Below are 18,639 nucleotides of genomic sequence, written 5' to 3' on the forward strand. Positions count from 1 at the left end.
CCTTCCTATCCGGCGCAAACCTCTTCCGCCAGTTCGGCCTTGAGGACGCGGCGGAGCAGCTTTCCGGTCTCGTTGTAAGGGAGCTCGCGGCGGAAGAACCATTGTTCGGGCGTCTTGGTAGAGCGAAGCCGGCTCCTGATCATCGCCGCCATCTCCGCCGTGTCGGGTGAACCCGATCGCGATACGATCACCGCAACGACCTTCTCCCCCCATTTCTCGCACGGAATCCCGAGTACGGCGCAATCGGCGATATCGTCGAAGCTGCGAAGCAGATCCTCGATCTCGCCCGGCGAGATATTCTCGCCGCCGCGCACGATGACGTCGTCCAAGCGCCCCTCGACGAACAGATAGCCGCCCTCATCGAGCCAGCCGGCGTCGTTGGTCGCGAACCAGCCGTCGTCGGCGATCGCCCTTTTGTGTAGATATTCGCCCGACACCTGTTCGCCGCGGACATGGATTTCGCCATGCTCGCCGATACCGCATGGCGACCCGTCGTCGCGGCGGATTTCGAGCTCGACGCTCGGCAGCGGCTGGCCGACCGACGCGATGCGGCGGCGGATCGCGGGGTCGTCGGAGGCAAAGGCGATGCGGTGATCCTCGGCGCCCAGCAGTGCGATCGTCGAACTGGTTTCGGTAAGGCCATAGGCGTTGACGAAATCGACGTGCGGCAGCCGCGCCAGAGCCCGGGCGATCACCGGCTCGGGCATCTTGCCGCCGCCATAGGAGAGCGCCCGTAGCGACGGCAACGCCTCGCCGGTCTCGTCCATCACGTCGAGAATACGGTCGAGCATCGTCGGCACGACCATGGCATGGGTGATGCGCTCCGCCGCGGCGATGCGGACCCAGTCTTCGGCCGTGAAGGCGGGCAGGTAGACGACGCGCCGTCCGCCATAGGCGGCGGTGAGGATCGCCGAGATTCCGGCGATATGATAGGATGGCACGCTCACCAGCGTCGCCTCTTCCTCGCCGGCCCCGAGGAATTCGACCGTCGACATGACGTAGGAGGTCAGATTGGCGTGGCGCAGCACCGCCGCTTTCGGATCGCCGGTCGTGCCGCTGGTGAACAGCAGCACCGCAATATCGTTTTCGGCTTCGGGCAGATCGATCCGTTCGGACGCGGCGCCGGTCATGAATTCGGCCTCGAACGCGCTGCGCCCGACGAGTTCGATGCCGTCGACGGGGACGATGCGCGGCAGCATCGCGTCATCGGCGATCAGCACGGCGGGAGCACTCCGCGCGACGAGCCGGTTCAGGTCGGCGTCGGCGAGGCGGTAGTTGAGCGGAACGAAGGGCGTTCCCGCCATGCCGCTCGCGAAAAGCAGCACGGGGAGGGCGTCGCCGTTCATGCCGAGGAAGGCGGTATTGGCCATGCCCTTGGCCGCGAGCCATTCCGCAACCCGGCTGGCGCGGGCGCGATAGGCGTCGAAGTCGAGCGCCTTCCCATACCCGCCGAGCGCGAGGCGGTCGGGGCAGGCATCGGCGGCAATATCGAGCAGGAGCGGCGTGCGCATGGCGGGTCAGTCCGAAGCGGGAAGCGGCTTGGCACCCTTGACCGTCATTGCCGCGCCATTGAACGCAAGCGAGCCTTGCCCCGCCTTGGCGCCGAGAACCTCGAGCCCGCTATCCTCGTCGACATAGCGTTTGCCGATCGCCACGCCGTCCGAAAAATCGGGGCTGATGTCGCCGGTCGGGGCGGCTGCATCGTCGATCGGCAGCACTGCGGCCCCGCCGCACTGCAACTCGCCGGCGGCTTTCGGCGGGCGCACGACGACCAGTTGCGCGTCGCATACCGCACTTTTCCAGCGCGAACCCGGTTTGAGGTCCATTGTCTCTCCATCCTTTCCCGTTGCCTATGGGCTTTGCCACCGTCTCGGCGTTCGTCCGCCAATATGTCAATCGACATAGAAAGTAAACGTAGTTATATAACTCAAAAGCAGCAAAGGGTTTGCGATGCATCCACGACATTTTGCGCGAACCGCACCCGATCGTCCGGCGGTCGTCATGGCGGCGGGCGGCGGCGCGACAAGCTATGCGGCGATCGAGGAGGTCGCGAACCGCGGCGCCCGGCTGTTCCGTTCGCTTGGCATTGGGGCAGGCGACACGATCGCGATCTGGCTCAAGAACTGCCTCGAATATTATCATATTTACTGGGCCGCACAACGCGCCGGGCTATATATCTGCCCGATCTCGACGCAACTGACCGCCGAAGAGGCGGCCTATATCCTGACCGACAGCGGTTCGCGGCTGCTCGTCACCCACGCCGATGTCCCTGCTGCTGTCGCGTTTGTCCGGGATCGCGCGTCGCTTGCGCAAGGCGTCGAGGCGATTTTCGACATCGGTGCCGATCTTGAGGGAGTTCCATCCTGGCATGCCGCTCTGGCGGAGCAACCCGCCGAAAGGATTGCCGACGAGACCGCCGGCTATCACCTTGTCTATTCGTCGGGAACGACCGGACGGCCGAAGGGGATTCGCCTGCCGCTCAGCGGCGAAGCCGCCGACGCCCCGCATATGCTCGCCGAGCGGATTTCGGGGCGCTACGGCGTCGGCGAAGCGAGCGTGCTCCTGTCGCCGGCGCCGCTCTATCACACCGCCCCGCTCGTCTATGGCATGGCCGCGCATCGGCTCGGGGCAACGCTGGTGGTGATGGAGCACTTCGATGCCGAGGCGGTGCTGCGCCTGATCGAGCGTCACCGTGTGACCTTCATGCAGATGGTGCCGACGATGTTCGTGCGGCTGCTCGCGCTCCCCGACGATATACGCGGACGTTACGATCTCTCCTCGCTCGAAAAGATCGTTCATGCTGCGGCGCCATGTCCGGTCGAGATCAAGCGGCGGATGATCGAATGGCTCGGCCCGATCGTCTATGAATATTACGGCGGATCGGAGGGGAACGGATCGACCTTCATCACGCCGCAGGAATGGCTTGATCGTCCGGGGTCAGTGGGCCGCGCCGATTGGGGAACGCTGCATATCTGCGACGAAGAGGGGGGCGAGGTGCCTGCCGGAAACGACGGCCTCGTCTATTTCGAGGGCGGTTGGGACTTCCAGTATCTGAACGACCCCGCCAAGACGCGTGACGCGCGCCATCCCGCGCATCCCGGCTGGAGCACGCTCGGCGACATCGGCCATGTCGACGACGACGGCTATCTCTATCTGACCGATCGCAAGAGCTTCATGATCATCTCGGGCGGCGTGAACATCTATCCGCAGGAAGCCGAAAATCTGCTGATCCTGCATCCCGAGGTCGCCGATGCCGCGGTGATCGGCGTGCCGCACCCCGAGATGGGCGAAGCGGTGAAGGCGGTGGTGCAACCGAAATCATGGGACGACGCCGGTCCCGAACTGGCATCGCGGCTCATCGAATATTGCCGGGCGCATCTCAGCCACCTCAAATGCCCGCGTTCGGTCGACTTCGACCCGGCACTGCCCCGGCATGAGACGGGCAAGCTCTACAAGCAGGAAATCCGGGCGCGACACTGGCCGAAGGCGTGATCGGCCAACACGCATTCATTCGCTATCGGCAAGGAACTTCCGGCTCGCCATCGCGAACAGGATCGCGGCCGGTGCGAGTACGACAGCCATGATCATCAGCGCATAGCGGAGGCTCTGGATGCCGAAGCTCGGCGCGAGGAGATCGCTGATCCAGCCGGTCGCGAGCGGTCCGAGCGTCAGCCCGATGGCGTTGATCGACGCCATGACAATGGCCGAAGCGGTCGCGCGGCGGGTCGGACCGCAAATATGCTGCACAGATGCGAAGACTGCCGGAAGAGCGGCGAATAGGAGCGCCATCAACACCCCGGCCCAAAAGAGGAATCCGGCGAGCGACTGCGAACCGAACGCCAGCCAGGCGACGGGCATGGCGATGACATAGCTGCCCGCCGGCCACCAGACGAGCCAGCGCGGATCGCGCCGGGTGAGCCGGTCGCAGACGATGCCGCCGATGATCGAACCGATGATCGTCCCGATTCCGCTACTGATGCCATAGGTCGTTCCCGCCACCGCGACGTCGAGTTGCATGACCCGCATCAGATAGGCCGGAATGAAGATGATCGGCCCATAGGCGAAGAGCGAATAGATGGTGAAGCCGGTGATGATGAACCGGAACGACGGCTTTTTCACCAGTGCCGAAGCTTCCTGCCGGAAGGCCGGGCGCGGCCCGGACAGACTTTCGTCGCGAAGGCGCGGCGGTTCGCGCAGGATGAGCGCGGCGAGCACGGCGATCGGCAGCGAGGCCGCCCCCATCACGATGAACGCCATGCGCCAGCCATGGCTGTGGGCCAGCCAGCCGCCGGCAACGAGCGCCACCGTGCCGCCGAAGGTGACGGCAGAGGATAGCACCGCGAAAGCCTTGGCCCGGGCGTCCGGCGGGAAATAGTCGGCGACCAGCGCGTGGCTGACCGGCACGGCGCCGCCTTCGCCAATGCCGACGCCCATCCGGGCAACGAACAGGAAGACGAGCGAGGTCGCGAAACCGCAAAGAACCGTCATCACGGTCCACAGCATGAAGGCGACGATCAGCCAGAGCTTGCGATTGCCATGATCGGCCGCGCGCGCGAAGGGGATGCAGGACAGGGCGTAGCAGAGGGCAAACGGTGCTCCGCCAAGCGCGCCGAGCATGCGGTCGGACAAACCATATTCCAGCCGGATATGCTCGAGCACGACGGGCAGGAGCTGCCGGTCGGCATAGCTTGCCACCGCGATGAGAAACAGGACGATGAGGAAGAGCCAGCGCTGCTTTTCGGTAAACTGGTTCCACGGCTGAAACTCGGTCGTCGCGCCCGTCATGATCGCCTGTCCTCCCCGATGAACCGGTTGGCGATCGAACGCCCTGCATTGCTAAGGGCAAGGTTTGCCGGTTCTCTTCGCTATCCAATAGAGAGGCGTTTGGCGTGCGGGGACAACTCAGTAATCCTCGCCCAATGGCGCAAATATTCTGATTCTGGACACAAGGGGCGCCTCGCTTATCCTGAATGCAGCAATGCCTGTCCGGACATCGCAACCATCGCGGAACGGTCGGACCTGCCCGAACGACAAAAAATAGTCGAATTTATACTGCGAGAGGAATGAATATGGCCACGGCGGATCAAACAACCATAGCTTCGCTGGCGGACATTCCGCAGCTCGCCGAGGCGATCCTGTGCGACATGTTGTTTCCTTCGCCGCCGACCGATGTGGAAGAGGAATTGCTGGCGCGCCGCCAGACCGGATATTCCTATACGTCGCTGACGCTGGCGCAGGACAATGAAGCCGCTCCGTCGCAGGTCTATGCCACGCTCGCCAAAATGCGGCATTCGCTCAGCCTTCATCCCGACGACTTCATCGTGGTCGATAGCGTCGACGATATTCGCGAGGCGAAGCGCACCGGCAAGATCGGCGTCGGCTTCCACTTTCAGGGCAGCGAGGCCGTCGGCCGCGACCTCGCCAACGTCGGCGCCTATTACAAACTCGGCGTCCGCTGGATGCTGATGGCGTATAACTTCCAGAACAATGTCGGCACGGGCTGTATCGAGGCGCAGAAGAACGACGGCGGCCTGTCGGCCTTCGGCCGCGACCTCGTCGCCGAAATGAACCGCGTCGGCATGCTCGTCGATTGTTCGCATTCGGGGTACCGGACGACGATGGATGCAATGGAGGCATCGACCCAGGCGTGCATCTTTTCGCATTCCAATCCGCGTGCGCTCTACGATCACCCGCGCAACATCCGCGACGACCAGATCAAGGCCTGCGCCGCGACCGGGGGCGTGATCGGCGTCAACGGCGTGGGGCAATTCATCGGTGAGCCCGGCGGCGTAAAGGTCGACACGATCATCGCCATCATCGATTATATGGCGGATCTGGTCGGGCCGCAGCACATCGCGCTCGGGCTGGATTATATGACCCCCGGACACTGCGAGGCGCTCTATAATTTCTATAAGGGCAACGTCGCCAAGAAGATCGGCATGCCCGAACTGCCCTGGGCCTTCCTCAGCCCGGCAACCGTCCCGCTGATCCTCGATAAGCTGCTGGCGAAAGGGTATAGCGCCGAGGATCTGCGCGGTATCATGGGCGAGAATTTCCTACGCGTCGCGGGGGCGGTCTGGAAATGAATTCGATTTCTCCGTCGGGCGGGAGGACATTCTCCCGCAGATAGAGAATCCGTTGCAAATCAGCACGACAGGGGTAGAAGTCGCGACCGGGGCGAGGGAGTGACATATGCTCGTGATCGTTTCGCTATTGCTTTCGGCCATCATCGGCGCCGTGACCGACGATCTCGGCCTGCCGATCTGGCTGCTTTTCATCCTTGCCGCGGGAGCCGCCACATTTCTGTTCCTGAAAGGCGGCCAGGCCGAGCGGCTGACCAGCCTCAACCGCTCGCGTCGGCGCTGGCGCCGTGAAGCCGCGGGCTATATCCTGCTGAACTTCCTGTATCTTTCGCTGGCCGGTACCGCCGCCTATGTGCTGATTGCACGGAGCGGCGCCGTTTCATTCCACTGATCCGGGGCAATCGGCAAGGATTGGTGGTGGTGAGCCCTGCTGGGTTCGAACCAGCGACCTACTGATTAAAAGTCAGTTGCTCTACCGACTGAGCTAAGGGCCCCATCGCGGTGCGGGACAGGCCCGACGCGAAGTGAGCCGTCGCCCTAGTGCGCCGATGCGTTCGGGTCAACCGGCTTCGCCCGGTTCAATCGCGCCGCAAGCTGCCTGACGCTGCGTCCGGCAACCGGATGACGCCATTCGGGCGCGATCGTCATCAGCGGGCTCAGGACAAAGCCGCGCCGGGTCATCTCCGGATGCGGGACCGTCAGCACGGTGTCGCTCCACGCGCCACCCGACCAGAGCAATATGTCGAGATCGAGCGTTCGCGCGCTCCAGCGCTGTCCCGTCCGCCGTCCGAAACCGGCTTCGATCGCCTTTAGTCGCTCGAGCATTTCGGGCGGGTCGAGCGGCGATGCAACCAGCGCGACGGCATTGGCGTAGCGGCGGCGCGATGGTCCGAGCGGTGCGCTGGCGATGATCGGGCTGGCGTCGACCGGCTCGATATCGTCGCTCTCGAGCGCGGCCAGCGCCGCCATGAGGACGTGGCGCGGATCGCCGAAGCGGGCATGGCGGCGATTCGAGCCGAGACCGATCGCGTAGAGTTGCAGGGGCGTTGCGTCGCGCATGCGCCAGCGCCTATCGCAGCCCGGTGACGATTGATAGTCCCTTGCCGGGCACCGAGCCGCCGCGCGATTGCCCGCGCTGTGCGCGGCTGGTGGAACTGCGCCACGAATGCCGGGCCGAGCATCCCGATTGGTGGAACGCGCCCGTTTATGCGTTCGGTGATCCCGGTGCATGGCTGGCGCTCGCGGGGCTGGCGCCCGGCAAGCACGGCGCCAATCGCACCGGCCGGCCGTTCACCGGGGACTATGCAGGCGACCTTCTGTTCGCGACGCTCGCCGACTTCGGCCTCAGCAGGGGACGCTATGACAGCCGGATCGACGACGGCATGACGCTCGACGGTGCGATCATCGTCAACAGCGTCAAATGCCTGCCGCCGCAGAACAAGCCGACCCCGGCGGAAATCGCCAATTGCCGGCCCTTTTTCGAAACCCAGCTTGCAGCGTTGCCGAATGTGCGGGTGATCGTCGCACTGGGCCGGGTTGCCCATGATGCGGCATTGCGCGCCGTCGGCGGGAGGCTTGCCGCATTTCCCTTCGCGCATGGCGCAGTCCATGCGCTGCCCGACGGGCGGCATCTGGTCGATAGCTATCATTGTTCGCGTTACAACACGAACACCGGCCGCCTCACGTCCGAAATGTTCACCGATGTCTTCCGGACCGCTCTGGCGCTCCGCGATCAGACGAGCGGGCCGAACTCCTCGACCAGCCCGCGATAGAGGACGCGCTTGAACGGCACGATCAGTTTCTCGATCTCGTTCAGTTCGGCCCATTTCCAGGCACGGAATTCCTGATGTTTCGTGTGGATATTGACGTCGCCGTCCGCGCCCATGAAGCGCATCAGGAACCAGTGCTGGCGCTGGCCGCGATATTTCCCGCCCCACATTTTCCCGATCAGATGGTCGGGCAGGTCGTAAAAATATTCCTCGCGGCTGCGCGCGATGATCTCGACCAGCCCGCCGTGCACGCCGGTTTCCTCGCTGAGTTCGCGGATCGCCGCATCTTCGGGACTCTCGCCGTCGTCGATCCCGCCTTGCGGCATCTGCCAGGCCTCGCTGGTCGTATCGAGGCGTTGCCCGACGAAGATACGCCCGTCGCGGTTCGCGAGCATGACTCCGGCGCAGGGACGGTAGGGCAGGGCACTATGGTCGATCATGCCGCTCCGGTAGCCTCGGCGACGATCGCCTTCAAGACCGTCAATGCGCCGCGGATATCGTCCTTGGCGCTGGGGATACCCTGCGCGAGGCAGATATAGCCGTGGATCGTACCTTTCGCCTCGCGGTAGGTGGTCGGCACGCCCGCTTCGATCAGCTTGGCGGCATAGGCGCGACCCTGGTCGCGCAGCGGATCGAGGCTGGCGGTGATCAGCAGCGTCGGCGGCAGGCCGTCGGCGGGAAAGTCGATCGGCGCGGCGCGGCGGTCGGCGGGATCGGCGGCATAATGATTGCCGAACCAGGTCATGCTCCCCTCGGTCAGCAAATGGCCCTCGCCGAAATCGCGATAGCTTTGCCAGTCGTTGTGCGTTGTGACTGCGGGATAGATGGGATGGATCGCGATCACCGGCTTCGCTGCCGGTTCGTCGCGCAGCGCCAGTGCCGTTACGATGGTAAGGTTGCCGCCCGCGCTGTCGCCCGACAGGACCAGACCGGTGCAGGCAATATTGTCGGCGACCCAGCGCGTCGCCGCTTCGCAGTCGATCGGGGCGGCGGGGAAGGGGTGTTCGGGGGCGAGGCGATAATCGACCGCGATGACCGGCATGTCGAGGATGCGCGCGGCTTCGGCGCAATAGGGATCGTGCGTTTCGAGGTCGCCGATCACCCAGCCGCCGCCGTGATAGAAAACCATCACCGGACCGGCTTCGCGATCGGGGCGATTGTCGTAGAGGCGGATGGGAATGTCGCCGTCCGGGCCCGGGATCATGCGGTCCTCGACCTTCGCGATCTCGCCGCGCGGTACGTCGGCGAGCTGGCCCATCACGCGCATCATCTCGCGCGCGCCCGCAGGAGGCATTTCCTCCATCTTCGGCCCCTCCTGCGCATTCAGGAAGGCCAGAAATGCCGCGACGTCGGGGCGAGTGTAATGGGTCGTGCTGTCGGTCATTCTCTATCCTCTCCCGGGTTCTGCAACGCTGCTCTGGTTTCGCTCAGCTATTCGGCATCGCCTTCCCATAATCAATGGCAAATCGAAACCGACTCCCGCCTTCCGCTTTGCGGCGCACAATTTTTTCTGAATTGCGGCTTGTCGCGGACAGGCCTAGGCCAGCTATAGCTTTGCAGCATTTTTTTGAGGCGGAACAATAATGGCGACAGCGGTAGAGGACCGGGCCGACGAGCGGCAGTCCCCCCTTTCGGATGCAGTGGTGGTGCGTTTTGCCGGCGACTCCGGCGACGGGATGCAGCTGACCGGCGGCCAGTTCACGCTGTCGTCGGCGCTCGCGGGCAACGACTTTGCGACCTTCCCGGACTTTCCGGCAGAGATTCGCGCGCCGCAGGGCACGCTGTTCGGTGTGTCGGCGTTCCAGATCAATTTCGGCTCGTCGGCTATCGACACCGCAGGCGACGCGCCCGATGTGCTCGTCGCGATGAACCCCGCGGCGCTCAAGACCAATGTTCCCGCGCTCAAGCAGGGCGGCCTGATCATCGCCGACGAAGGCGAGTTCAACGACCGTAATCTCGCCAAGGCGAAATATGACGCGAACCCGCTCGAGGATGGCAGCCTCGCGAAATGGCAGCTCTTGAAGCTCAACATCAGCCAGCTCACGATGGATGCGGTGAAGCCCTTCGGCCTCGGCAACAAGGAAGCGCTGCGCTGCAAGAATATGTGGACGCTGGGGCTCGCGCTCTGGATGTTCGACCGCGACCGCCAGCCGCTGATCGACTGGCTGAACGGCAAGTTCGCGAAAGATCCCAACCTCGCGGCGGCCAACGTCGCGGCACTGAATGCCGGCCACGCCTATGGCGAAACCGCCGAGCTCGCGGGGCCGCTCAAGCAGCATCATGTCGATCCGGCACCCGTCGCGCCGGGGCTCTACCGCACGCTGACGGGCGCGGAAGGGATTGCCCTCGGTCTCGTCGCGGGCGCCCAGCTTGCGAAACTGCCGATGTTCTTCGGCGGCTATCCGATCACCCCGGCGTCGGCGATCCTGCATCATCTGTCGCGGCTCAAGGAATATGACGTCACGACCTTTCAGGCCGAGGACGAAATCGCCGCGATCTGTTCGGCGATCGGCGCCAGCTACGGCGGCTCGCTGGGGGTGACTTCGTCGTCGGGCCCCGGCATTGCGCTGAAGGGCGAGGCAATGGGCCTTGCGATCATGACCGAATTGCCGCTGGTCATCGTCAATTCGCAGCGCGGCGGCCCGTCGACGGGTCTGCCGACCAAGACCGAGCAGTCGGACCTGTATCAGGCGGTCTATGGCCGCAACGGCGACGCGCCGATGCCGGTGATCGCCGCGCGCTCGCCCGGCGATGCGTTCGAATGCGCGATCGAGGCGTGCCGCATCGCGGTGCAATATATGACTCCCGTCATGCTGCTGACCGACGGCTATATCGCCAACGCCGCCGAACCGTGGGCGGTGCCCGACCTGACGGCATATGAGGATTTCCCGGTCGAGTTCCTGACCGAAGTCCCCGAAGGCGGCTTCAAGCCCTATGGCCGCGACGAGAAGCTCAAGCGGCCGTGGGTCAAGCCCGGCACGCCCGGCCTGCTCCACCGCATCGGCGGGATCGAGAAGGAAATCGACACCGGCCATATCAACTATGCGCCGGGCAACCATCAGGCGATGACCGATATCCGCAAGGACAAGATCGACGGCATCAAGGTTCCCGATCAGGTCGTCGAACTGGGTGCCGAAGGCGGCAAGCTGGCGGTGGTCGGCTGGGGCTCCACGTTCGGTCCGATCCACCAGGCGGTGCGCCGCAAACGCGCCGAGGGCAAGGATGTCAGCCACATCCACCTCCGCCATATCTGGCCGCTGCCCGCCAATCTCGGCGAGCTGCTGAAGAGCTATGACAAGGTGATCGTGCCCGAAATGAACACCGGCCAGCTCAAGACGGTGCTGCGCGACCAATATCTGGTCGATGCCCAGCCGGTGAACAAGGTGTCCGGCCAGCCCTTCACCATCGCCGAAGTCGAAGCTGCGATCGAGGGAGCCCTCTAATGAACGAGATGACCACCATCGCGCGCCCGACGACGCTCAAGGATTGGGAAACCGATCAGGAAGTCCGCTGGTGCCCGGGCTGCGGCGACTATGCGATCCTGAAGGCCGTGCAGCGCACGATGCCCGAAATCGGCACGGCGCCCGAAAATACCGTCTTCATCAGCGGCATCGGCTGCTCGTCGCGCTTCCCCTATTATATGGAAACCTATGGCTTTCACACGATCCACGGACGTGCGCCGGCATTCGCGACGGGGCTGAAGCTCGCCAATCCGGATCTCGACATCTGGATCGTCACCGGCGACGGCGACGGGCTGTCGATCGGCGGCAACCACACGATGCACCTGATCCGGCGCAATCTCGATTGCCAGATCATGCTGTTCAACAACGAGATTTACGGGCTGACCAAGGGGCAATATTCGCCGACCAGCCGGGTCGGCACGACTAGCCCGTCGACACCCTACGGTTCGGTCGACCGCCCGGCGCAGCCCGCCGCCTTCGCGCTCGGCGCCGGCGCGCGCTTCGTCGCCCGTGGCTTCGACGTGTCGAAGGAGCTGCCGAACGTCCTGAAAGCCGCACATGCGCACAAGGGTGCGGCGTTTATCGAGATTTTCCAGAACTGTATCGTCTATAATAAAGACGTGTTCGAGGATTTCGCGGCGCCGAAGGGCGCCGAGGACCGCCAGCTCTGGCTCAAGGATGGCGAACCGATGCTCTATGCCAAGGGCACCAAGGGCATCGCGCTCGACAGCGAAGCGCTGCACCTCAAGACCGTCGATGTCGTCGACGGCGACTGGAAGGCCGCGGGCGTGATCGTCCACGACGTCACCAACCGCAGCGTCGCGCACATGCTCGTTGAAATGCGGTTCGGCGAGTTTCCGATGGCATTGGGCGTCCTCTACGACGACCCACGCCCGACCTTCGAGGCCGATGTCGTCCGCCAGAACAAGGCGGCGGCCGAGGGCAAGAAGGCCGACCTGCAAAGCCTGCTCAAGAAGGGGCAGACATGGACCGTGGCCGAAGGCGGTCCGGCGCTCTGAGCCTTGCTGCCGGTCGCCGGGTCGGCTCTATAGGCCGTCATGGATAATCTGACCCATAGTCTCGTCGGCGCCGTCCTGGCGCAGGCCGGTCTCAAGAAGAAGACCGGCCTTGCGATGCCGACGCTGATCATCGCGGCGAACCTGCCCGATATCGACGCCGCCTGCGCGGTATATGGCATCGAATCGCTCGCGATGCGGCGCGGCGTCACGCACGGGCCGATCGCATTGCTCCTGCTGCCTCTGCTGCTGTGGGGGCTGATGATCGCGTTCGACCGCTGGCAGGAAAGGCGCGGCAAACGGCCGGCAACGCGGCTGCCCGTTCACGAGGGCTGGCTGCTCGCGCTCGCCTACATCGGCTGCTTCAGCCATCCGGCGCTCGACTGGCTCAACAATTACGGCATCCGCCTGCTTGAGCCGTTCAGCCATCGCTGGTTTTATGGCGATACGCTGTTCATCATCGACCTGTGGATATGGGCGGCGCTTGGCGTGTCGGTCTGGCTTTCGTTGCGCCGCGAACGGCGCGGCGCGGCAAACTGGCAGCGGCCAGCGGGGATCGGTCTCGCCGCCGTTGCCATCTATATCTTTGCCAACGGCCTGATCACGGGGGCTGCCGAAAACATGGCTGCCGATGCGTTGCGCGCGAGCGGGAAGGGCGATGCGCTCGTCGTCGCGAGTCCGCCGCCGCTGACCTTCTGGAAACGGGACATCTTCTGGCGCACGGCCGATCGTTATGGCAGCGCAAGCTTCATTCCCGGCGTCGGCGGCCATGTCGACATCAGCGGTACGCCGACGGGGTTGAGCGATCCGCGCCTCACGACCTGGGTGAAGGCCGATCCTGCGGCACGTGCCTTCCTGTTCTGGGCGCGCATGCCGGTTGCCGAGGTCGACGGCGACGCAATCCTGCTTCGCGACCAGCGCTATATGCAGCCGCTGGCGCGCGACCGGTTTACCGTTCGCGTCACGGCGCCGGACACCGCGAGCCATCCCTGACCCGGTCGGCCAGACATTCCGGCCTATGACGTCATGACGGCGCGCAACAGCGGATTGTCACGCCGGAAAGTTTGCGGCAGGATGGCGTTATGAACACGCATGTCAGTCCCAGACGCGGCAAGGAACTGCTGCGGGCGGATCGGGCTTATCGCTCGGGCGGATTGACGGCGCGGCTGATCGCCCGGGCGCCGGCGGGACTGTTTCACCGCATGCTCGACCGCATCGACAGCGGCCTCGATTATGGAACCATCGAAGGTCATTTGCCCGACGGGAGCGTCCGGCTGCTCGGCGGGCGCGGGAAAGGGCCCGCTGCGGTGGTCCATCTCCATCACTGGGCGTCGCTCGTCCGCCTCGCGCTGTCGGGCTCGGTCGGCTGGTACCGCGCCTGGGAACGCGGCGAATGGTCTTCACCCGACCCGGTGCCGCTGTTCGACCTGTTCATGCGCAACGGCGAAGCCCTCGGCGACGTCGGACGCGCGCATGGGCCGTGGCGCTGGCTCAACAAGATCGTCCATGCCCTCCGTCGCAACGACCGTCGCGGGGCGCGGCGGAACATTCATGCCCACTATGATTTGGGCAATGATTTCTATCGTTTGTGGCTCGACGCGGGGATGAATTATTCCAGCGCACTGTTTCTGAAACCCGATCAGACGCTGGAAGAGGCGCAGATCGCAAAAGTCGATGCCATCCTCGACCGTCTCGACCTCCGGTCGGGAAGCCGGCTGCTCGAGATCGGCTGCGGCTGGGGGGCGCTCGGCGAGCGCGCGGTCGAGCGGCACGACGTGCTCTATACCGGCATCACCCTGTCGCCGTCGCAGGCGGAAATCGCCGACGCACGGCTGCATGCGATCGACCTCTCGCAACGCTCGCGGGTCGAGATCTGCGATTATCGCGACGCCAGGGGGCCGTATGATGCCATCGCCAGTGTCGAGATGGTCGAGGCGGTGGGCGAGGCCTATTGGCCGGCCTACCTCGATGCGATCGCGCGGCTGCTGCGTCCCGGCGGCAAGGCGGCCATCCAGTATATCCTGATCAACGATGCGTTGTTCGAGCGATATACGGCGAGCAGCGACTTCATTCAGGCCTATATCTTCCCGGGCGGCTGCCTGATTTCGGAAAGCCGTTTTCGTGCGCTGGCCGAAGCCCGCGGGCTTGCCTGGGGCGACGTACGGCGCTTCGGCAGCGATTATGCCGAGACGCTTTGCCAGTGGCGCAAACGCTTCGACGCGGCGGTCGAGGCGGGGCAGCTTCCTGCGGGCTTCGACGGCCGTTTCGTGCGGCTCTGGCGCTATTATCTGCAATATTGCGAGGGTGGCTTCCGCGGCGGCGGAATCGACGTCGCGCAAGTCACGCTCGAAAAGACGGCCTGAAAACAGGGGAGGAATCGACATGCGAAGATTTTTGGCGGCGGTGCTGCTGTGCACTGCGGCGGCGGGGTGCAGCGCGCCCGCAACCTCCGACACGACCGACCAACTGCCAAAGGATCTGAATGTGCTGTTCTGGACCCAGGATCAACGCGACGCCGCTTTCCGCACGATGGAAACGGTGCCCAAGGTTGTCGTGAACACCGTCGAGGCCGGCGGTCCGGTATATCCGTTGCCGGAAGGCAAACCGCTCGATCTCGGGGCCGACGTCGATGCCTATATGGCGAAACAGCGCAATGCCGGGCTGATCATCGTGCAGGACGGGAAAATCCGGCTCGAGAAATATGCGCTGGGCTATGGCGCCGGGGGCCGCTGGACGAGTTTTTCGGTCGCGAAGAGCTTTACCTCGACCCTTGTCGGTGCGGCGGTCAAGGACGGCTATATCAAGAGCCTCGACGGCAAGGTGACGACCTATATCCCGGCGCTCAAGGGTTCGGCCTATGACGATGTCTCGGTGCAGCAGCTGCTGACGATGACGTCGGGCGTGAAGTGGAACGAGGATTACACCGATCCAAAATCCGATGTCGCGCTGTTCAATCTGCAAAAACCGGTCGCGGGCGAGGATATAACCGTCAGCTATATGAAGACCTTGCCGCGCGAAGCGCCCGCCGGATCTAAATGGGTATACAAGACCGGCGAGACCAATTTGATCGGCGTGCTGGTATCGAGCGCGACGGGCAAGACACTATCGGCCTATCTGTCCGAGAAGATCTGGAAACCGTTCGGCATGGAGCAGGACGCGGTGTGGATGCTCGGCGCGACGGGACACGAAATCAGCGGCTGCTGCATGTCGGCGAGCCTCAAGGATTATGCGCGCTTCGGCCAGTTCATCCTGAACGGGGGTGTCGCGGGCGGCAAGCAGGTTCTCCCCGACGGCTGGCTTGCTTCGGCAACGACCAAACAGGCTTCGATCGACCTGCCCGGCCGCGGCTATGGCTATCAATGGTGGACCAACGACGACGGCAGCTTTGCCGCGCAGGGTATCTTCGGACAGGGGATTTTCATCGACCCGAAGCGCAAGCTGGTCATCGCATCGAACGGCAACTGGCCCACCGCGACCGACCCCGAGGGTGTCGGAGCCGCGCGTGAGGCCTTCTATAAGTCGGTGCAGTCGGCGATCGACAAGGAATCCGCCAAATAGGCCCCGTTCCGGGCGCGCTCTGTCCCTAGTCGGCGGCGGTTCCGGCCACTCGCTGCGCGAACCACACGGCCGCCAGCGGGACGAGAGCACCGAGCGCCATGATCCACCAGGCATCGTCGAGCGTCGCCGCGCGGTAGAGCGCGGCACCGATCACGGCGCCGGCGACGACCCAACCGGCGCCGGTTCCCGCCGATGCGCGCATCGCGATCCAGCCGCCGGCGAAGGTGCCGGCGAACCAGCCCACGAGCAGCGCGATCGTCGAACCGACGGGGATCAGCACCTCGCCGGTGTCCGGATCAAAAGCGTCAGGGGAAATTTCGCTCCCGGCATATTGCGCCAGCCAGATCAGGCCGAACGCGACCACGATGCCGATTACGGCCGCGATTATGGAGCGAAAAACATTTTTGGTCATTGCGATCCCCCAAAGCTTATTGATGCGGCCAATAGCGCGGGAAAGCAAATTTCGCGTTAAGCGTCCGCCATCACCTTCGGCAGCGCATGGAATGCGGTGCTGTCGAAGCCTTGGGTCATCAGCTTCGCGACAAATTCGCCGACCGCGTCCGGATCCTTGATGCTCTGCGGATCCTCGCCGGGATAGGCGCGAGCGCGCATCTGGGTGCGCGTGCCGCCGGGGTCGAGGATCGCGGTGCGTACGGTCGAGATATTGCGCATTTCGGCGCCATAACTCGTGACCAAAGTTTCCAGCGCGGCCTTCGATGCAGCATAGGCGCCCCAATAGGCGCGCGGTTCGCGCGCCACGCCGCTGGACAAGGCCAGCAGGCGGCCGTGCGCAGAGCGGCGCAGCAGCGGGTCGAAATTGGCGATCAGCGCTTGCTGCGCGATGAGGTTCAGCGTCAGCAGCTTGTTGAATTCCTTGCCGTCGATGGCGGCCACCGGAGTCAGCGTGCCGAGCATCGCGGCGTTGAGGACCAGCATGTCGAGTTGCTGCCAGCGCTCGGCCATCGCGGCCGCAAGGCGGGCGATGCTGTCGCCGTCGGTGAGGTCGAGCGGCGCGATCGTCGCGCTGCCGCCGGCGCCGTGAATGCGATCCTCGAGCTCTTCGAGCCCGCCGGCAGTCCGGGCGGTGATCACGACATGCGCGCCGCGTGCGGCCAGCGATTCCGCGATGGCTTCGCCGATGCCGCGGCTTGCTCCGGTGACAAGCGCGACCTGCCCCGCCAGTTCTTCAGTCTTCATGGTCATTGTTTCAGACAACCCGTTCGGCAAGCAGCGAAAATTGATCCTCAAGCGCATGCTCGTCGAAATCGGTCAGCGTCGTCGGATAATCGCCGGTGAAGCAGGCGTCGCAATATTGCGGGCTGTCGTCGCTGCGTTTTGCTTCACCCAGCGCGCGATAGAGACCGTCGATCGTCAGGAACGAAAGGCTGTCGGCGTTGATGAAATTTGCCATCTGGCCGACGGTCATCTGCGCGGCGAGCAGCTTTGCCCGTTCGGGCGTATCGACGCCATAGAAGCAGCTATGCTGTGTCGGCGGGCTCGCGATGCGCATATGCACCTCGGCGGCGCCGGCGTCGCGCATCATCTGGACGATTTTCAGGCTGGTCGTGCCGCGCACGATCGAATCGTCGATGAGGACGATGCGCTTGCCCGCGATCAGCGCGCGGTTGGCATTGTGCTTCAACTTGACGCCCAGGTGCCGGACCTTGTCGCCCGGCTGGATGAAGGTGCGCCCGACATAGTGCGAGCGAATAATGCCGAGCTCGAACGGGATGCCCGATTCCTGCGCATAACCGATCGCCGCAGGAGTTCCCGAATCGGGCACCGGAATGACCAGGTCGGCCTCGACAGGATTCTCGCGGGCCAGTTCGGCGCCGATCGCCTTGCGCACCGAATAGACGCTCGTGCCGTCGACGATCGAATCGGGCCGCGAGAAATAGACATATTCGAAGATGCACGGGCGCGCCGCGCGTTCGGCAAAGGGACGGTGCGAGGTCAGTTCGCCGTCGCGGATGATCACCAGTTCGCCCGGTTCGACCGAGCGGACGAATTCGGCGCCGACGACGTCGAGCGCCACGGTTTCCGAAGCGAGAATATGCGCGTCGCCGAGCTTGCCGATAACAAGCGGGCGGATGCCAAGGGGGTCGCGGCAGCCGATCATGCCCTCGGCAGTCAGGCAGATCAGCGAATAGGCACCTTCGACCTGTTTCAGCGCATCGATGAAGCGATCGAGCAGGGTGCGATAATTCGACGTCGCAACAAGGTGGATGATTACCTCGGTGTCGCTCGTCGACTGAAAGATCGAACCGCGGCGGACGAGGATGCGCTTCAGCGCCGTCGCGTTGGAGATATTGCCGTTGTGCGAGACTGCGAAGCCGCCCGTCGACAGGTCGGCGAACAGCGGCTGGACGTTGCGCAGCGAGGTCTCGCCCGTCGTCGAATAGCGGACATGGCCGATCGACGAACTGCCCGCGAGCTGGCGCATGATATCGTCACGGTCGAAATTGCCCGCGACATGGCCCATCGCGCGGTGGGTGTGGAATTCCTTGCCGTCGAAGGCTGTGATGCCCGCGGCTTCCTGTCCGCGGTGCTGCAGGGCATGAAGCCCCAGCGCAACAACCGCTGCGGCGCTCTCGGCGCCATATATACCAAAGACGCCGCACTCCTCGCGGAGTTTGTCGTCATCGAAAGGATGGGTCGTCAGCATGTCGATCCAGGTGCAGAGGGCCGTGACTGGGGCGCATATAGGGAGGCTTGGCGCAAATGTCGCCCCCCATATTCACGCCTTTGTCAC

At 64.2% G+C, this 18,639-nt stretch carries 18 protein-coding genes and 1 tRNA gene; 9 read left to right on the forward strand and 10 right to left on the reverse strand.

The genetic code is table 11. The features are described 5' to 3' along the window. Positions 1-5: 5 nt before the first annotated feature. Together LH19_RS08305 and LH19_RS08310 are read right to left on the reverse strand one after the other, a co-directional pair. Positions 6-1,511, reverse strand: coding sequence for a class I adenylate-forming enzyme family protein (locus LH19_RS08305; RefSeq protein WP_054726988.1), 1,506 nt, complete (start codon positions 1,509-1,511; stop codon positions 6-8). 6 nt (positions 1,512-1,517) lie between these two features. Beyond that, positions 1,518-1,826, reverse strand: a complete 309-nt coding sequence (locus LH19_RS08310) for a hypothetical protein (protein ID WP_054726990.1) — start codon at positions 1,824-1,826, stop codon at positions 1,518-1,520. Between the two features lie 124 nt (positions 1,827-1,950). Here LH19_RS08310 and LH19_RS08315 point away from each other — a divergent pair, with 124 nt between their 5' ends. Further along, entirely contained in the window at positions 1,951-3,492 is a 1,542-nt protein-coding gene (locus tag LH19_RS08315) for an acyl-CoA synthetase (RefSeq protein WP_054726992.1), read from the forward strand. 15 nt (positions 3,493-3,507) lie between these two features. On the opposite strand, the gene LH19_RS08320 is transcribed toward LH19_RS08315, so the two are convergent. After that, entirely contained in the window at positions 3,508-4,785 is a 1,278-nt protein-coding gene (locus LH19_RS08320; RefSeq protein ID WP_054726994.1) for a spinster family MFS transporter, read from the reverse strand. A gap of 284 nt (positions 4,786-5,069) precedes the next feature. Between LH19_RS08320 and LH19_RS08325 the strand changes: the two genes are divergently transcribed. Continuing rightward, entirely contained in the window at positions 5,070-6,086 is a 1,017-nt protein-coding gene (locus LH19_RS08325; protein ID WP_167346270.1) for a dipeptidase, read from the forward strand. A 106-nt stretch (positions 6,087-6,192) separates the two neighbouring features. Further along, entirely contained in the window at positions 6,193-6,474 is a 282-nt protein-coding gene (locus LH19_RS08330) for a hypothetical protein (protein ID WP_054726997.1), read from the forward strand. Positions 6,475-6,501: 27 nt separating this feature from the next. Here the strand turns inward: LH19_RS08330 and LH19_RS08335 are convergent. Further along, a tRNA-Lys gene (locus LH19_RS08335) sits at positions 6,502-6,577 on the reverse strand. A 43-nt stretch (positions 6,578-6,620) separates the two neighbouring features. Continuing rightward, complete coding sequence (folK, locus tag LH19_RS08340; protein ID WP_054726998.1) at positions 6,621-7,142, reverse strand: 2-amino-4-hydroxy-6-hydroxymethyldihydropteridine diphosphokinase; 522 nt, start codon at positions 7,140-7,142, stop codon at positions 6,621-6,623. A gap of 23 nt (positions 7,143-7,165) precedes the next feature. On the opposite strand from folK, the gene LH19_RS08345 reads away from it, so the two are divergent. Continuing rightward, positions 7,166-7,855 (forward strand): uracil-DNA glycosylase, encoded by a 690-nt coding sequence (locus LH19_RS08345; protein ID WP_054727000.1) that lies wholly within the window; start codon positions 7,166-7,168, stop codon positions 7,853-7,855. On the opposite strand, the gene LH19_RS08350 is transcribed toward LH19_RS08345, so the two are convergent. Continuing rightward, positions 7,816-8,292: an RNA pyrophosphohydrolase gene (locus tag LH19_RS08350; RefSeq protein WP_054727002.1), complete on the reverse strand. Its 477-nt coding sequence runs from the start codon at positions 8,290-8,292 to the stop codon at positions 7,816-7,818. The genes LH19_RS08345 and LH19_RS08350 overlap by 40 nt on opposite strands. Continuing rightward, on the reverse strand, positions 8,289-9,236 hold the full coding sequence (locus LH19_RS08355) for an alpha/beta hydrolase (protein ID WP_054727005.1): 948 nt from the start codon (positions 9,234-9,236) through the stop codon (positions 8,289-8,291). The genes LH19_RS08350 and LH19_RS08355 overlap by 4 nt, the downstream gene beginning before the upstream one ends. Positions 9,237-9,435: 199 nt before the next feature. Between LH19_RS08355 and LH19_RS08360 the strand changes: the two genes are divergently transcribed. The 5 genes from LH19_RS08360 (at position 9,436) to LH19_RS08380 (ending at position 15,887) form a co-directional block, all read left to right on the forward strand. After that, the gene (locus tag LH19_RS08360; protein ID WP_054727007.1) at positions 9,436-11,295 is read left to right on the forward strand and encodes a 2-oxoacid:acceptor oxidoreductase subunit alpha; all 1,860 of its coding nucleotides are present in this window, start codon (positions 9,436-9,438) and stop codon (positions 11,293-11,295) included. Further along, on the forward strand, positions 11,295-12,332 hold the full coding sequence (locus LH19_RS08365) for a 2-oxoacid:ferredoxin oxidoreductase subunit beta (RefSeq protein WP_054587772.1): 1,038 nt from the start codon (positions 11,295-11,297) through the stop codon (positions 12,330-12,332). The genes LH19_RS08360 and LH19_RS08365 overlap by 1 nt, the downstream gene beginning before the upstream one ends. Positions 12,333-12,371: 39 nt before the next feature. After that, positions 12,372-13,322 (forward strand): metal-dependent hydrolase, encoded by a 951-nt coding sequence (locus LH19_RS08370; protein ID WP_054727009.1) that lies wholly within the window; start codon positions 12,372-12,374, stop codon positions 13,320-13,322. 89 nt (positions 13,323-13,411) lie between these two features. After that, positions 13,412-14,692 carry an SAM-dependent methyltransferase gene (locus LH19_RS08375; protein ID WP_054727011.1) on the forward strand — a complete coding sequence of 427 codons (1,281 nt, stop codon included), beginning with the start codon at positions 13,412-13,414 and terminating at the stop codon, positions 14,690-14,692. Between the two features lie 19 nt (positions 14,693-14,711). Further along, positions 14,712-15,887, forward strand: coding sequence for a serine hydrolase domain-containing protein (locus LH19_RS08380; protein ID WP_054727014.1), 1,176 nt, complete (start codon positions 14,712-14,714; stop codon positions 15,885-15,887). A gap of 25 nt (positions 15,888-15,912) precedes the next feature. On the opposite strand, the gene LH19_RS08385 is transcribed toward LH19_RS08380, so the two are convergent. Genes LH19_RS08385 through purF form a run of 3 tightly spaced genes read right to left on the reverse strand, consistent with a single transcriptional unit; the run spans position 15,913 to position 18,552 of the window. Continuing rightward, positions 15,913-16,299 (reverse strand): hypothetical protein, encoded by a 387-nt coding sequence (locus LH19_RS08385; protein ID WP_054727016.1) that lies wholly within the window; start codon positions 16,297-16,299, stop codon positions 15,913-15,915. A gap of 56 nt (positions 16,300-16,355) precedes the next feature. Continuing rightward, positions 16,356-17,084 (reverse strand): SDR family NAD(P)-dependent oxidoreductase, encoded by a 729-nt coding sequence (locus tag LH19_RS08390; RefSeq protein WP_054733206.1) that lies wholly within the window; start codon positions 17,082-17,084, stop codon positions 16,356-16,358. Between the two features lie 10 nt (positions 17,085-17,094). Continuing rightward, on the reverse strand, positions 17,095-18,552 hold the full coding sequence (gene purF, locus LH19_RS08395) for an amidophosphoribosyltransferase (protein ID WP_054727018.1): 1,458 nt from the start codon (positions 18,550-18,552) through the stop codon (positions 17,095-17,097). Positions 18,553-18,639 lie beyond the last annotated feature (87 nt).

Source organism: Sphingopyxis macrogoltabida (assembly GCF_001314325.1).
Taxonomy (GTDB): Bacteria; Pseudomonadota; Alphaproteobacteria; order Sphingomonadales; family Sphingomonadaceae; genus Sphingopyxis; species Sphingopyxis macrogoltabida.

Excerpts from the sequence above, each read along its gene's own strand:
- LH19_RS08370 (WP_054727009.1), top strand. The coding sequence starts at position 12,372 with ATGGATAATCTGACCCATAGTCTCGTCGGCGCCGTCCTGGCGCAGGCC.
- folK (WP_054726998.1), bottom strand. The coding sequence starts at position 7,142 with ATGCGCGACGCAACGCCCCTGCAACTCTACGCGATCGGTCTCGGCTCG.
- LH19_RS08350 (WP_054727002.1), bottom strand. The coding sequence starts at position 8,292 with ATGATCGACCATAGTGCCCTGCCCTACCGTCCCTGCGCCGGAGTCATG.
- LH19_RS08315 (WP_054726992.1), top strand. The coding sequence starts at position 1,951 with ATGCATCCACGACATTTTGCGCGAACCGCACCCGATCGTCCGGCGGTC.
- LH19_RS08360 (WP_054727007.1), top strand. The coding sequence starts at position 9,436 with ATGGCGACAGCGGTAGAGGACCGGGCCGACGAGCGGCAGTCCCCCCTT.
- LH19_RS08310 (WP_054726990.1), bottom strand. The coding sequence starts at position 1,826 with ATGGACCTCAAACCGGGTTCGCGCTGGAAAAGTGCGGTATGCGACGCG.
- LH19_RS08355 (WP_054727005.1), bottom strand. The coding sequence starts at position 9,236 with ATGACCGACAGCACGACCCATTACACTCGCCCCGACGTCGCGGCATTT.
- LH19_RS08325 (WP_167346270.1), top strand. The coding sequence starts at position 5,070 with ATGGCCACGGCGGATCAAACAACCATAGCTTCGCTGGCGGACATTCCG.
- LH19_RS08305 (WP_054726988.1), bottom strand. The coding sequence starts at position 1,511 with ATGCGCACGCCGCTCCTGCTCGATATTGCCGCCGATGCCTGCCCCGAC.
- LH19_RS08365 (WP_054587772.1), top strand. The coding sequence starts at position 11,295 with ATGAACGAGATGACCACCATCGCGCGCCCGACGACGCTCAAGGATTGG.
- LH19_RS08320 (WP_054726994.1), bottom strand. The coding sequence starts at position 4,785 with ATGACGGGCGCGACGACCGAGTTTCAGCCGTGGAACCAGTTTACCGAA.
- LH19_RS08385 (WP_054727016.1), bottom strand. The coding sequence starts at position 16,299 with ATGACCAAAAATGTTTTTCGCTCCATAATCGCGGCCGTAATCGGCATC.
- LH19_RS08390 (WP_054733206.1), bottom strand. The coding sequence starts at position 17,084 with ATGAAGACTGAAGAACTGGCGGGGCAGGTCGCGCTTGTCACCGGAGCA.
- LH19_RS08380 (WP_054727014.1), top strand. The coding sequence starts at position 14,712 with ATGCGAAGATTTTTGGCGGCGGTGCTGCTGTGCACTGCGGCGGCGGGG.
- LH19_RS08375 (WP_054727011.1), top strand. The coding sequence starts at position 13,412 with ATGAACACGCATGTCAGTCCCAGACGCGGCAAGGAACTGCTGCGGGCG.
- LH19_RS08330 (WP_054726997.1), top strand. The coding sequence starts at position 6,193 with ATGCTCGTGATCGTTTCGCTATTGCTTTCGGCCATCATCGGCGCCGTG.
- purF (WP_054727018.1), bottom strand. The coding sequence starts at position 18,552 with ATGCTGACGACCCATCCTTTCGATGACGACAAACTCCGCGAGGAGTGC.